Annotated in this window: 14 protein-coding genes; 8 read left to right on the forward strand and 6 right to left on the reverse strand. The window is 47.4% G+C overall.

All coding sequences use genetic code 11. From position 1 onward, the window contains the following. From gcvT to QZZ54_RS18920, 3 genes are all read left to right on the forward strand, one after another. Window positions 1-1048: glycine cleavage system aminomethyltransferase GcvT (gene gcvT / locus QZZ54_RS18910; RefSeq protein ID WP_290705735.1), on the forward strand; the 1048-nt coding region annotated here is incomplete at its 5' end. Between the two features lie 135 nt (window positions 1049-1183). Further along, window positions 1184-2146, forward strand: a complete 963-nt coding sequence (lipA, locus tag QZZ54_RS18915) for a lipoyl synthase (RefSeq protein WP_290705737.1) — start codon at window positions 1184-1186, stop codon at window positions 2144-2146. Between the two features lie 60 nt (window positions 2147-2206). Beyond that, window positions 2207-3151 (forward strand): homoserine kinase, encoded by a 945-nt coding sequence (locus QZZ54_RS18920; protein ID WP_290705739.1) that lies wholly within the window; start codon window positions 2207-2209, stop codon window positions 3149-3151. Window positions 3152-3168: 17 nt separating this feature from the next. Here QZZ54_RS18920 and QZZ54_RS18925 read toward each other — a convergent pair whose 3' ends face one another. The 3 genes from QZZ54_RS18925 to QZZ54_RS18935 form a co-directional block, all read right to left on the reverse strand. Next, a complete protein-coding gene (locus QZZ54_RS18925; RefSeq protein ID WP_290705741.1) occupies window positions 3169-4047 on the reverse strand; it encodes a TraB/GumN family protein in 879 nt (292 codons plus the stop codon). A 35-nt stretch (window positions 4048-4082) separates the two neighbouring features. Next, the gene (locus tag QZZ54_RS18930) at window positions 4083-4379 is read right to left on the reverse strand and encodes an antibiotic biosynthesis monooxygenase (RefSeq protein WP_290705743.1); all 297 of its coding nucleotides are present in this window, start codon (window positions 4377-4379) and stop codon (window positions 4083-4085) included. 214 nt (window positions 4380-4593) lie between these two features. Further along, entirely contained in the window at window positions 4594-5481 is an 888-nt protein-coding gene (locus QZZ54_RS18935) for a LysR family transcriptional regulator (RefSeq protein ID WP_290705745.1), read from the reverse strand. 108 nt (window positions 5482-5589) lie between these two features. On the opposite strand from QZZ54_RS18935, the gene QZZ54_RS18940 reads away from it, so the two are divergent. Both QZZ54_RS18940 and QZZ54_RS18945 read left to right on the forward strand, forming a co-directional pair. Continuing rightward, window positions 5590-6513, forward strand: coding sequence for an MBL fold metallo-hydrolase (locus tag QZZ54_RS18940; protein WP_290705747.1), 924 nt, complete (start codon window positions 5590-5592; stop codon window positions 6511-6513). Window positions 6514-6531: 18 nt separating this feature from the next. Beyond that, complete coding sequence (locus QZZ54_RS18945) at window positions 6532-7296, forward strand: hypothetical protein (protein ID WP_290705749.1); 765 nt, start codon at window positions 6532-6534, stop codon at window positions 7294-7296. 201 nt (window positions 7297-7497) lie between these two features. Here QZZ54_RS18945 and alr read toward each other — a convergent pair whose 3' ends face one another. The 3 genes from alr to QZZ54_RS18960 form a co-directional block, all read right to left on the reverse strand. Continuing rightward, window positions 7498-8580, reverse strand: a complete 1083-nt coding sequence (gene alr, locus QZZ54_RS18950; RefSeq protein ID WP_290705751.1) for an alanine racemase — start codon at window positions 8578-8580, stop codon at window positions 7498-7500. Window positions 8581-8664: 84 nt separating this feature from the next. Further along, window positions 8665-9051, reverse strand: coding sequence for a RidA family protein (locus tag QZZ54_RS18955; RefSeq protein WP_290705753.1), 387 nt, complete (start codon window positions 9049-9051; stop codon window positions 8665-8667). A 227-nt stretch (window positions 9052-9278) separates the two neighbouring features. Next, on the reverse strand, window positions 9279-10538 hold the full coding sequence (locus tag QZZ54_RS18960) for a D-amino acid dehydrogenase (RefSeq protein WP_290705755.1): 1260 nt from the start codon (window positions 10536-10538) through the stop codon (window positions 9279-9281). Window positions 10539-10709: 171 nt separating this feature from the next. On the opposite strand from QZZ54_RS18960, the gene QZZ54_RS18965 reads away from it, so the two are divergent. The 3 genes from QZZ54_RS18965 to QZZ54_RS18975 form a co-directional block, all read left to right on the forward strand. Further along, a complete protein-coding gene (locus tag QZZ54_RS18965; protein WP_290705757.1) occupies window positions 10710-11207 on the forward strand; it encodes an Lrp/AsnC ligand binding domain-containing protein in 498 nt (165 codons plus the stop codon). Between the two features lie 29 nt (window positions 11208-11236). Beyond that, entirely contained in the window at window positions 11237-12547 is a 1311-nt protein-coding gene (locus tag QZZ54_RS18970; RefSeq protein WP_290705759.1) for a D-serine ammonia-lyase, read from the forward strand. An 85-nt stretch (window positions 12548-12632) separates the two neighbouring features. Then, the coding region (locus tag QZZ54_RS18975; protein WP_290705761.1) for an alpha/beta fold hydrolase at window positions 12633-12964 on the forward strand (332 nt) is incomplete at its 3' end.

Genomic DNA, 12964 nt, shown 5'->3' on the forward strand with positions numbered 1-12964 from the left:
TGCAGGCTTTGAAATGCCTGTTCAGTACCCTCTGGGCGTTAAAAAAGAGCACCTTCATACCCGTGATCATGCCGGTCTGTTTGATGTATCTCACATGGGCCAGGTTAAACTAACGGGCGCTAACGCTGCAGCAGAACTAGAAAAGCTGGTTCCAGTCGACATTATCGGGTTGCCAGCAGGCAAGCAACGTTATGCATTATTCACTAACGAGAACGGTGGCATCATGGATGACCTGATGGTCACTAACTATGGTGACCATCTATACGTTGTTGTAAACGCTGCCTGTAAAGAACAGGACATCGCGCACATGCGTGCCAACCTGGGTGAAGGCGTTGAGCTTGAAGTGATGGATGACCGCGCACTGGTTGCCCTTCAAGGCCCTGAAGCTGCACTTGCACTATCCCGCATCTGCCCTGAAGTTAATGACCTGGTATTCATGGATTCCCGTCACATCAACATCGACGGCGTTGAATGTTTCGTCAGCCGCTCGGGCTACACCGGCGAAGATGGCTATGAAATCTCAATGCCTTCTGCTGAAACCGAGCGCCTATGTCGCTTGTTCATCGAGCAGCCTGAAATTCAATTTATTGGCCTTGGCGCGCGTGACTCACTGCGCCTGGAATCTGGCTTATGCCTGTACGGACATGATCTCGATCCAACCACTACGCCGATCGAAGGCAGCCTGATCTGGGCTATCAGCAAGAACCGTCGCGCCGATGGCGAGCGTGCCGGTGGTTTCCCAGGTGCTGAAAAAATCTTTGATCAGATCGCAAACAAGAACTATACCCGTAAGCGTGTCGGCCTGATTGCTCAAGGTAAAGCTCCGATTCGAGAAGGCGCTGAACTGGTCAATGCGGATGGCGTGAAAATCGGCGAAGTAACCAGCGGCAGCTTTGGCCCGACGCTAGGTGTCCCAGTTGCGATGGGATATGTCGCAACTGAGTATGCTGTACTCGAAACCGAAGTATATGCTGTTGTTCGCGGTAAACAGATGCCGATGGTTGTATCTAAAGCACCGTTCATCGAGCAACGCTACTACCGGGGTTAATTCCTCAGGAATTAATACTCAGGATCTGGCTAGCCCGATCCTGTATCCGTAGTGCTAATGAGCCGGTTAAAGACTCTTCAAGAGATAACCGGCTCTTTCTTTTTACTGACTTAAACTGATCTGGAGGTGGCCCTGATGGAGATGATCCCATTAAAAGAGCTGAAAGGTGAATCGAAAATGTCCCGTCTGCGGGAAAAACCGGACCCGACCCGGGAACGATTACGCAAACCGGAATGGATCCGTATCGATCCACGCTCCAATGCCAACGTCAAAAAGGTCAAGAAACAGCTACGCGATCTGAAACTGCATACGGTATGTGAAGAAGCCTCCTGCCCTAATCTGGCTGAATGTTTTAGCCACAAAACAGCTACCCTGATGATCATGGGCGCAATCTGCACCCGTCGCTGCCCTTTCTGCGATGTTGCACACGGCCGCCCGATGACCCTTGACCCTGACGAACCGAAAAATGTTGCCCGCAATATCGCTCAGCTAGGTTTGCGTTATGTCGTCATTACCTCAGTCGATCGCGATGACCTTAAGGATGGCGGTGCGGCACATTTTGCCGAATGCGTTAAAGAAGCCCGGGCACTGAATAAAGACCTAAAGGTTGAGATTCTGGTACCTGACTTTCGCGGCCGTATGGACGTTGCATTAGAAAAACTGTCTGCACAGCTACCGGACGTTCTAAATCATAACCTTGAAACAGTGCCTTCCCTGTACAGCAAAGTGCGCCCAGGGGCTGATTATCACTGGTCACTAAACCTGTTATACCGGTTCAAACAACTGCATCCTCAGGTAGATACAAAGTCCGGCATTATGGTGGGGCTAGGTGAAACACTAGAAGAAGTTACCAAGGTAATGAAAGATCTGCGGGCCAACGATGTAGATATGATTACTATCGGACAGTACCTTCAGCCATCCAAACACCATCTGGCGGTGGAACGTTACGTCACTCCAGAAGAGTTTAAAGAGTACGAACAGATCGGCTACCAACTTGGTTTTAAAAATGTTGCTAGCGGCCCGATGGTTCGCTCCTCTTACCATGCTGACCTGCAAGCTAAAGGGCCAGATCAAGTTTCTGATGAAGCGCTTGCATAAACGATAATCACTGAGAAATAGGCGTGTCCACGACCGCCATCTGAAAATAGGAGCGGACCGATGTCTGTTTACACCCCGGTAACCAAAGCACAATTAGAAAAGTATCTGCAGCACTACGCCGTAGGTGAGCTGATCGGTTTTCAAGGCATCGAAGCCGGGGTGGAAAACACTAACTATTTCGTTACTACCAGTGATGGTGAATACGTTCTGACACTGGTTGAGTCCGTTGATATCAGCCAGCTGCCCTTTATTCTTGATTATATAGAACAGCTGTCTCAACAGGGTGTTGCCTGCGCCAAACCGATACATATGGAAAATAACGATCTATACGGGCAACTTAACGATCGTCCCGCCGTGCTGATGTCACGTCTGGCAGGCAGCCCATTGAAGGCCCCCTCTGATCAACAGGCCAGTGTAATCGGACTAACACTGGCGCGGATGCACCAAATCTCAGAACAACTTAACAGTGACAAGTACGTACATATTCATCAGTGGTGCACTGAGCTCGGTGCTAAGTTAATGCCCCAGCTGTCTGAAAGCGAAAAGCAGACCCTGCAGCATAATCTATTGGATGCCGGAAACATTCCCTGGGGAACCCTTCCAAGCGGGCCGGTTCACGCAGACTTGTTTCCAGACAACGCTCTGTTTGAAGGTGATCTACTCTGTGGTTTGATCGATTTCTACCACGCCTGTTCAGCGCCCTATCTTTATGATCTCTGTGTCACACTGAACGCCTGGTGCTACGATGAATCAGCCGCACAGTATGACTTCAATAAAGCACTGCTGATACTAGACAGTTATCAAAGCGTCCGTCCTTTGAATAGTGATGAGCAGAAAAGCTTCAGCACGATGCTACAGGTAGCCGCATTGCGCTTCTGGCTGTCACGATTACGCGATACCCATTTCCCTAAAGCCGGACAAGTAGTCACCCGTAAAGATCCGAAAGGTAAACTACAGCTATTAGAACTACTGGGAGACAGCCAGCGGCTACAACTAGCCAGCTGACCGATCGCTTACGCTTATCAATTCAGTAATTCAATCCGGTAGCCACGCTGTTTTAACTGTCGCAACAGGCCATCCTCTCCAGCCAGGTGGCCACTGCCTACCAAGACAAACTCAACCGGGCGATCTTCTAACATTACCTCGATCTGAGGTAGCCAGGCTTGATTCCGGTCAGCCAGCAGAATATTGTATTGTTCAGGAAAATCACGGCGCATATCCGCCACCATCAGGCGATCCAGGTCGACCAGACTGCCTCGACGCCAGGCACTAATCAGCTCATCAAGAAATCCTGCAGATTCCTCCAGTTCATCCAGCGACATCGCTATGAAACGTTCTTCATCACCCTCGCCCATAGCGCCTAGAAAACTGATCTGCTGATCGACAGTTTCCAGGCCAGCAACAGGTTTACCATCACGGACAGCCTGAGTATGGAAAAAGTCATCAATACCCTGAGCATCAACACCGATCTGTTTCAGATTCAGCATCGTCAGGGTAAGGATAACGCCCGATGGACGCAGACCATTGAGTAGCTCTCCGGGCAGGCCATACTGTTGCCATACTTTACCGATACGCTGATAAAGGGCCGGTGAAATCCGTTGCTGCAATCCACCTTTATCGGCATACCTTACGGCCCGCTGCATCCGTTGTTGCACATCGCTAGCTTGTAACTGCGCCAGATCGGTTTCAAAGACTAATTTATCCGCCTCAGCGTAAGCACGTTCATACTGCTGTGGCAGTGGATAGTCACTCTTGCGTAACATATGAACGGTGCCGCCAAGATAAAGCGTTTTATCAGCCGAGCTGATCTTCCAGACACTACTGCCCGCGTTTGTTGTTGTGGTAATAAGCGCGAAAATAAGCAGCGTTAAAAACCTGACAAAAACCTGTGAAAAAGCCATCCCACCTATCTCCCTGTACTTAACAATCAAAATCATTATCCAGCGCTATACTCTCGCACTACTTCCACTATCTGAACTTTATATGAGACGTACCACTGGGCACGACCTTTTCTTTGAGCGACCAGATGCTCTGCATTTTCTTTCCAAGCGCGGATCTGGTCTTGGCTATCCCAGTACGAGATCGCAATCTCACTGTTGCCCTCAGTGACGGCAGTAAACTCCCGGCAACCATATTCCTGCATCGCCAGGTCCCGCATCCTGGCTGCCATAACACTGTACTCTTCATCCAGCTGTGCAATCTCTGCCCGAAAAATCACCGCAAACATCATCATCTCCTTTCCTAATCATGCTCTTGTATATCATCTCTCAACGAAGATTACCCCTGCCTTAACGCATAGCCAAGCAAGCACGTCTTTGTCGCTATCAATATTAAATAAAATATTCTGAAGAAAGATAGCGTTAGATAATAACGTCAATATATTTTCAGAAACCTATTAACCCTCAACGAAAATATAAACCTTATTAGGATGTTGAGTATTAAAGAGCTCAGCAAGTTTCTTGTATTTTCTCTGATAACTGTTGAATAAACAGCTGTGTTTTTTGCGGTAAAAATGCCCGTCTCGGATACACCGCATAGACCGAAAAGTGCTTAACCGGAAACGATGGCAAGACCTCGCACAATATGCCCCTATCCAAATCATCCTGGTATAACCACAGTGGCCCCCAATGAATGCCAGCATCTTCTCTGACAAGTGAACGGATGGCGCGCAGACTATTAACACAAACTTTACAGTTGATAGCCGCCATTGGAAATCGAGCACCATCAGCAAACTCAATATCACTCTTCGCTTGGGCGGGTGTATACATCACAAAGTGGTGATCAGCGAGATCACCCGGAGTATTGGGGACGCCATAGCTCTTAAGATAGTCGGGGCTAGCCACCAGAACCCGGGGGATATCACCCAAATGTTTCGCAATAAGACTCGAATCAGGCATAGAGCCAATACGGATGGCCACATCCAGATGCATTTCAGTTAAATTGACAAACTCACTACCAAGTAACAACTCAAAAGATATCTCAGGCGCTTGTTTTTGCATCTCAGTGATCACTGGAGTGATGAACTTTTCCCCCAAGTCCACAGTAGACCCAATGCGGAGCCTACCTTTCATCGTAGTGGCTCCACGGGTCATCTCTTCTTCAAGAAGCATTTGCTCATCAACGATACGCCGAAGCCCTTCGTAATAAGTACGACCTTGTTCGGTGGGCTCGGTTCTGGATGTAGAGCGAAATAGCAGCTTGATATTCAGGCGCTCCTCCAGTGCCGCCACTTTCCGACTAATAGAAGAAGGCTCTATATCAAGGTTTTCAGCAGCTTTCTTGAAGCTACCCGCTTCTACGACATTTATGAAAGCTTGCTCAGGCGTGATCATCATTAATTGCACAAATAACAAGTAGGGATTCCAAAATACTCTATTCCAGCCATATACCGCAATAAGCTATTCTGTAATTTGTTCAATTAGAAAAACAATCTCAGGTGATCTATGCGTAACCAAAACTTTATAGTCAGCATCTTGCTTTCCATGTGCCTGTTGCTGACTACTCCGCTTACGTATGCTGACAGTGATGAAGCGGATAAGAGCGTGCTTGAAATCGCTGCGAATGTTTACTCCTTCAGTCTGGATGGCGGATATATTTCTATGTTCGTCGTGACTGACGAAGGCGTCATGGTGTTTGAAACCATGAACTCGGGCCATGCAAAAGCGATGGTGGCAGCCATAAAAAAAGTAACAGACAAACCAATCAAATACGCTTTCCAAAGCCACAATCACTGGGACCATGCAAGCGGTGGACAGGTTTTACTCGATGCAGGAGCAGATACCATTGCACATGCTGAAGCCATCGCCTGGATGGAAGCTAATCCAGGTCGGGATACCGTATTACCTCAAACATCCTGGGAAGGTAACCGAAAAGATATGGAACTAGGTGGCGTCAAGGTTGAACTTCATTATCTGGGTATGAATCATGGTCTAGGGATGACCGTTTTCATACTTCCACAGCTTAACATTGCTTATATCGCGGATATCGTAACCCCGAATCGTATAATATTTTCCGTTGCACCAGACTTCAATCTACGTGAATGGGAACGTAGCTTAGGTGAGATATTGGCACTGGATTTTGAAAAAGCGGTTTTTTCTCATAACGAACTGCCAAATCCTTTAGCTGGAGGAAACAAAGAACACGTTGCCTTACAGCTGAAATATATCAAAGATTTACGCGCGGCCTTTTTCGCAGAACTTCAGCAGGGAACCAATCCAATGCTGATTCCAAAACAACTAAAACTACCTGAATACGAAAACTGGGTGGGTTACAGTGATTGGTTAGAAATGAATGTCTGGAGAATACTTGCTGATGAATTTATGGGGCCTTTCCCATGGCGCCCAGAACCACAACAAACGAACCAGTAAAAACAGGAGCCTGAATCAGTGACCTCAAAACAAAAAGATCAAATTCATGCACTTCTTAAAGGCATAGAAAGCGGCGACCCAGCGTCTGTAGCGGTGGTGAATGAGGCTAAGTACATTCAGCACAACCCTGGTACCCATGAAGGTAGTGAAGGCTTAGCAGCCCTATTTAAACGGATTTCAAAAACATCTCCTCGCGTTAATATTGTACGTATTTTCGAAGACGGAGATTATATTTTTGGACATACTGAATACGACTTCGTCAACTCAAATATTGGCTTTGAAATCTTCCGTTTTGAGGAAGGCCAAGCCGTTGAACATTGGGATAATATACAGCGCAGGCAAGGCCCCAACCTATCCGGACGTAGCATGGTCGATGGCCATACTGAAATAACGGATCTGCATTTAACCGAAACTAACCGTGCAAAAGTACAATCTTTCGTCGAAAACATTCTGATTAAACGCCAACTTGAAAAGCTGGATGACTATCTGGATAACGGGCAATTAACGCAGCATAGCCCACACATCGCTGATGGTGCAGAAGCGCTGTGTTCCGCTCTAAACTCTAAATCAGAACAGGGTTACAGCCTAGCCTATGACCGCGTTCACAGAGTACTGGCAGAAGGCAACTTCATCCTGAGCGTCAGCGAAGGTACAAAAGAAAGCGTACATACTTCATTTTATGATCTGTTTCGTGTTGCCGATGGCAAAATAACTGAACACTGGGATACAACTGAAACAGTGTTGCCGCGCAACGAATGGAAGAATAACAACGGGAAATTCTAAAGGATAAGAATGACTCTCTAATATAGCTTTATTGGCTTACTATCTGAGCCTTTAATGACATTTATACGAGCGGAATACAACGAAAAAGAGCCATCGATTTGATAATCGGCGGCTCTTTTCTAGTCCAACTTACATAACACAAAAATGCAATCGCTTAGATCAGAGCCGCTTTCCCTTAAAGCAAAAGCGGCCTGTTTATGATCAGCGGTTGATATAGCGTTTATGCACTCGACGGGTAATACCTGTAAACAGAGTATAAGGAATAGTGTCACAGTAAGGTGCCACTTCTGCCGCCGGCAAATTCTTACCCCAAAACTCTACCTCAGTACCCACATCAGCATCGGGCAGATCAGTCAGATCAATCGCCAGCATATCCATAGATACTCTGCCAATAATCCGTGAGCGTTGACCATTCACCCATACAGGTGTTCCGGTTACAGCATGACGCGGATAACCATCCGCATAGCCCAAGGCTACCGTCGCAACACGAGTCAGCTTATCGGCACAGAAATTACCCGCATAGCCAACAGACTCACCGGGTTGAACATCGCGTACCGCGATAATTTCGGAAGTAAGCGTCATGGCTGACATCAGCTGGTCCGCATTCTCCTGTGATTCAGGAAACGGTGTTGCTCCATAGAGCATAATTCCAGGACGCATCCAGTCACGTCGAGAGTCAGACCAGGCCAGAACACCAGCAGAGTTTGCCATACTAGCCGGCGCATCAATGCCATCAGTAGCCCGATTAAAGGTAGCCAATTGCGCTTCTGTTTCACTTTTTTCTAGCTCATCAGCGCAGGCAAAGTGAGTCATCAATACCACATCAGAAACATTATCCAGCTGCTTCAAGCGCTGATAAGCTGCCTGATAGTCATCTGGATGCACCCCGAGACGATTCATCCCCGAGTTCATTTTCAGCCAAATGGTAATTGGCTTACTCAGAGTAGCGTTAGCAATCTGCTCAATCTGCGCCAGACTGTGCACAGCACACCACATATCATGTTCACTGATGTACTCAAGTTCGCTGGCTTCAAAGAAACCTTCAAGCAGTAAAACAGGCTTATTAATACCCGCTTCAATCAGCTCTATACCTTCTTCAATGCAAGCAACACCAAAAGCATCGGCCTCAGACTCTAATGCTTTTGCGATCACAACAGCACCGTGGCCATAGCCATCAGCTTTAATTATCGCCGCCGCATTCCCTGCGGGATTAAGGGAACGAGCCAGACGATAATTATGACGAATGGCATCCAGATCAACCGTTATTTTTGCTGCTCGACTCATTTGACTCTTTCCTTCAAACGCTTACCGTAAACCTGATCTTGAACACTTTCTTTAACCGCTACCTTCAGGCAACGTTAAATTGTTTTAGCTAACAACCATTACTGCTTCAACTTCGATATCAGCATCCTTTGGCAATGCTTTTACTGCGTATGCAGCGCGGGCAGGATAAGGCTCATCAAAATAACGCGTCATCACGTCATTTACAGTGCCGAAGTTAACCAGATCTGTCAGTAGAATATTAACTTTAACCAGGTCATTCATTGAACCACCGGCCGCCTCTGCAACCGCTTTCATATTTTCGAAAACCTGTACTGCCTGAGCTTCAAAAGACTCCGTCACCATCTCCATAGTCGCCGGTACCAAAGGAATCTGACCAGACATATAAACAGTGTTATCTACTTTAACAGCTTGTGAATAGGTACCGATTGCTGATGGTGCATTTTCAGTTGCGATAATAGTCTTAGTTGGCATGCTTAAATCCCCAATATAAAATTCAAATATGTGTATAAAAAATGGGCTTCGCGAATCGCTTAAGTGGATGCTTAAGCTACCTGAATGGTTAATCGCCAGATCGCCCTTCTCCAGCGGTAAACCGCTGCAGATTATATCCTGTAAAAAAAAATGAGCACAGGGTCCGGACCGACCTATTTTCAGGCGGGCCGGTCCTCCTCCCTGTGCTCATCAAAAACCGTTACGGCTTACTTATGGCCGTAACGGGTAACGGAAAACCCTTCTGGATCGATATCAGTAGCGTTACCGGTGATCACATCTGCAACAAACTTGCCGGACCCCAGAGACATCGTCCAACCTAAAGTGCCGTGACCGGTATTCATATATAGATTTGGATAGCGAGACCCACCCAAAATTGGAGTACCATCGGGAGTCATTGGACGTAACCCAGTCCAGAACTCAGCCTTTTCAATATCACCACCGCCCGGAAACAGATCGTTAACTGTAAACGCAACATTCTTGCGGCGCTTTTCCATTAACGACATATCGTATGACGTGATCTCAGCAGTACCACCTACCCGGATGCGGTCTTCAAAACGTGTAACAGCAACCTTATAGGTTTCATCCATCACCGTAGATACCGGCGCTTTACTCTCATCAATAATAGGCAGCGTCAGGGAATAGCCTTTAATCGGATATACAGGCACAACGACGCCCACATTGGCCAGTAACAACGTTGAGTAACTGCCCAGACACATCAGATAACGATCAGCCGTTAAAATACCCTGCTTAGTTTTTACCCCAACTATTTCAGTGTCATCACTGATCAAGCCCTCGATATCGGTATCAAACTTAAACTCAACACCTAGCTTTTTACATTCATCAGCCAGGGCATTGGTAAACTTAAAGCAATCGCCAGTCTCATCACCGGGCAGACGCAAACCACCGACAACTTTATCTTTAACCTGAGCCAGAGCAGGCTCACGATCAACGCAGCCAGCCTGATCCAGAATTTCATAGTCAACGCCGCACTCTTCCAGCACTGAAATATCTTTAGCCGCTGCATCAACCTGCTTCTGAGTACGAAACACCTGCAGAGTACCGTTGGTGCGTGAGTCATAATCGATATCTAATTCAGAACGAAGATCTTTGAAGCAATCACGGCTATACTCAGCCAGACGCATCATGCGTGCTTTGTTAGTGTGGTATGAAGACTGATTGCAGTTAGCCAGCATCTTAGTCATCCACTTCAGGGTATTTGCATTTACCTTGGGATTAACCATCAATGGTGCCAGATCCTGCATCATCCACTTCACAGCTTTCAGAGGCACGCCAGGGGCAGCCCAGGGCGCGGAATAACCGGGAGAGATCTGACCGGCATTAGCAAAGCTGGTCTCCATACCCGGCGAGCTCTGGCGATCAATAACCGTTACCTGATGGCCTTGCTTAGCCAAGTACCAGGCGCTGGTTACACCGATAACACCACTACCCAAAATCAAAATCTGCATTACAAATACCTATCAGTTTTTATAATTATGACCAACAATTTATTCAGCTAGTCTATTGCATCTTTGACAGTTTATTCTTTTGTATTTAAACTATTTGAAAAAGTATTACCCTGAAAAATATAAATTAGTAAAAATTTTTACCTATATACTAATAACAAGCGAAGTAACACTATGAATTCTAAACATAAACGTAAGCTGGATAAGATCGACCTGAATATTCTCAAGACACTTCAGGAAAATGGCCGCATCAGCTATGTCGACCTGGCAGATATCGTCGGGCTTAGCACCACGCCCTGTATGGAACGAGTGAAACGACTTGAGAAAGATGGCCTGATTCAAGGCTACTATGCCCGTATTGATCCACAGGCGATGGGTTATGGCATGCTAGTGTTTGTTGAGATCTCCCTCTCTTACCAATCACCTGATGCCTTTCAAAAGTTTAACCTTGCCGTTGCTGCACTACCTTATGTGCTGGAATGCCATCTGGTCTCAGGTGATGCAGACTTCCTGATCAAGGCAAGAATCGCAGATATGTCTGAATACCGGGCGCTATTAGGCGAAATGCTGTTGACACTGCCTGGCGTTAAAAACTCCAAGAGCTATATAGTCATGGAAGAGGTTAAAGAGTCTCTCAGCCTGCCGATCAATCCAAGTCAGCCACGCAACTAACTGGCACTTAGCACAACAGGCATGAAAATATGATTGATACCCCCCTAGGCCAGGCGTTGAATAAAGGTGAGCCTCTGCTGTGGCTAAACCCTGCTTATCAGGCCACGCAATCAGAACAAAGCGAACTTAGTCTCACTGATATACACCAAGCCGACCAGCGTTTGCGCCGCTTTGCTCCCTTACTATCACAGCTATTTCCTGAACTTCAGGACAGCAACGGTCTAATCGAATCTGAACTTCTGCCTGCGGATGCATTAAAACAGCAATACTTCAGCGCACTGCCAGGCAGGCTGATGATCAAGGGTGATCATGCCTTGCCTGTAGCAGGCTCGATAAAAGCACGGGGCGGTATTCATGAAGTCCTTTGTCACGCAGAGCACTTAGCACTTAAGCATAGCCTCCTTAGCAACACCGATGACGACTACCTGACACTCACCTCCCCTGCAGCAAAAGCCCTGTTTAACCATTACGAAATAGCCGTTAGCAGCACCGGAAACCTGGGCCTGAGTATCGGTGTTATTGGCGCTGCGCTGGGCTTTAAAGTGATTGTACATATGTCCATGGAAGCGAAGGACTGGAAAAAGAAGCGCCTGCGTGATCGGGGGGTAACGGTTGTCGAGCACAGTGATGATTACAGTGCAGCGGTTGCCGCTGGCAGAGCCGCCTCTGATGCCGATCCCAAAAGCTACTTCGTCGATGATGAAAACTCGCCGCGACTATTTCTCGGTTATGCCGTGGCGGCACTACGTCTGCAACAGCAGCTTATTGAACAGCAGATTCAGGTAGACGCTAAACACCCACTGTTCGTTTATATTCCCTGTGGCGTAGGCGGTGCCCCTGGGGGCATCAATTTCGGCCTGAAGCAAATTTTCGGCCCCTATGTACACTGCTTCTTTGCCGAGCCAGTCCAGGCCCCTTGTGTATTGGTGGGAATGCAATCCTCAGCCGATTCAGAACCTGACTCAGTGTATTCACTAGGTTTAAAAGTCGACACAGAAGCGGATGGTCTTGCCGTCAGCATGGCATCTAAGTGGGTTTGCTCTGTTATGCAGAACATTCTCAGCGGCGTGTTTACGGTCGCCGATGATGAACTGTTCAGCCAGTTGTATCAACTGTTCCAGACCGAAGCTATTCAGATCGAACCTTCTGCAGCCGCCGGTTTTGCTGGCCCTCGCTGGCTAACAGAAAGTGAACAGGGAAAAACCTACCAAAGCCAGCAGACCCTCGAACAATGTATGAGCAACGCTACCCATTTGATCTGGACCACTGGCGGCCTTTTTGTCCCCCCTGAAGAGATGCAAAAATTTCAACAGCGGGGAGCTCGCGCTGTCCGGTCATAATTGAGACACACCCAGCAGAAAGTAAACTGACTCCCCGCAATTTCCGACTACACTTTAACTCAGTGCTTTATAGGGAGAAGTGTTGATGGCTGAACAACACTGGATATTATTGCGGGGACTCTGTCGGGAAAGCCGACACTGGGGTCAGTTTGCAAAAAAAATGCAGAAACTACTGCCTGATACCCGGGTAAGCTGTATCGATCTACCGGGTAATGGCACACGTTATAAACACCTGACGCCGACTTCAGTTTCAGAATTGATTGACGACCTGCATCGTCGTCATCGACCTGAACAGCCGGTCTACCTGCTAGGCTTATCCATGGGAGGGATCATCGCATACCACTGGATGCAGGAGTACCCGGATGACCTACAAGGCATTGTTATGGTCAACAGCAGCCTCTCCCCCTGGAACAAACC

This window comes from Amphritea sp. (assembly GCF_016744155.1).
GTDB lineage: Bacteria > Pseudomonadota > Gammaproteobacteria > Pseudomonadales > Balneatricaceae > Amphritea.

What these genes read in the sequence shown, in the direction of transcription:
- lipA (WP_290705737.1), top strand. Translation starts at nt 1,184, where the DNA reads ATGGAGATGATCCCATTAAAAGAGCTGAAAGGTGAATCGAAAATGTCC.
- QZZ54_RS18920 (WP_290705739.1), top strand. Translation starts at nt 2,207, where the DNA reads ATGTCTGTTTACACCCCGGTAACCAAAGCACAATTAGAAAAGTATCTG.
- QZZ54_RS18925 (WP_290705741.1), bottom strand. Translation starts at nt 4,047, where the DNA reads ATGGCTTTTTCACAGGTTTTTGTCAGGTTTTTAACGCTGCTTATTTTC.
- QZZ54_RS18930 (WP_290705743.1), bottom strand. Translation starts at nt 4,379, where the DNA reads ATGATGATGTTTGCGGTGATTTTTCGGGCAGAGATTGCACAGCTGGAT.
- QZZ54_RS18935 (WP_290705745.1), bottom strand. Translation starts at nt 5,481, where the DNA reads ATGATGATCACGCCTGAGCAAGCTTTCATAAATGTCGTAGAAGCGGGT.
- QZZ54_RS18940 (WP_290705747.1), top strand. Translation starts at nt 5,590, where the DNA reads ATGCGTAACCAAAACTTTATAGTCAGCATCTTGCTTTCCATGTGCCTG.
- alr (WP_290705751.1), bottom strand. Translation starts at nt 8,580, where the DNA reads ATGAGTCGAGCAGCAAAAATAACGGTTGATCTGGATGCCATTCGTCAT.
- QZZ54_RS18955 (WP_290705753.1), bottom strand. Translation starts at nt 9,051, where the DNA reads ATGCCAACTAAGACTATTATCGCAACTGAAAATGCACCATCAGCAATC.
- QZZ54_RS18960 (WP_290705755.1), bottom strand. Translation starts at nt 10,538, where the DNA reads ATGCAGATTTTGATTTTGGGTAGTGGTGTTATCGGTGTAACCAGCGCC.
- QZZ54_RS18965 (WP_290705757.1), top strand. Translation starts at nt 10,710, where the DNA reads ATGAATTCTAAACATAAACGTAAGCTGGATAAGATCGACCTGAATATT.
- QZZ54_RS18970 (WP_290705759.1), top strand. Translation starts at nt 11,237, where the DNA reads ATGATTGATACCCCCCTAGGCCAGGCGTTGAATAAAGGTGAGCCTCTG.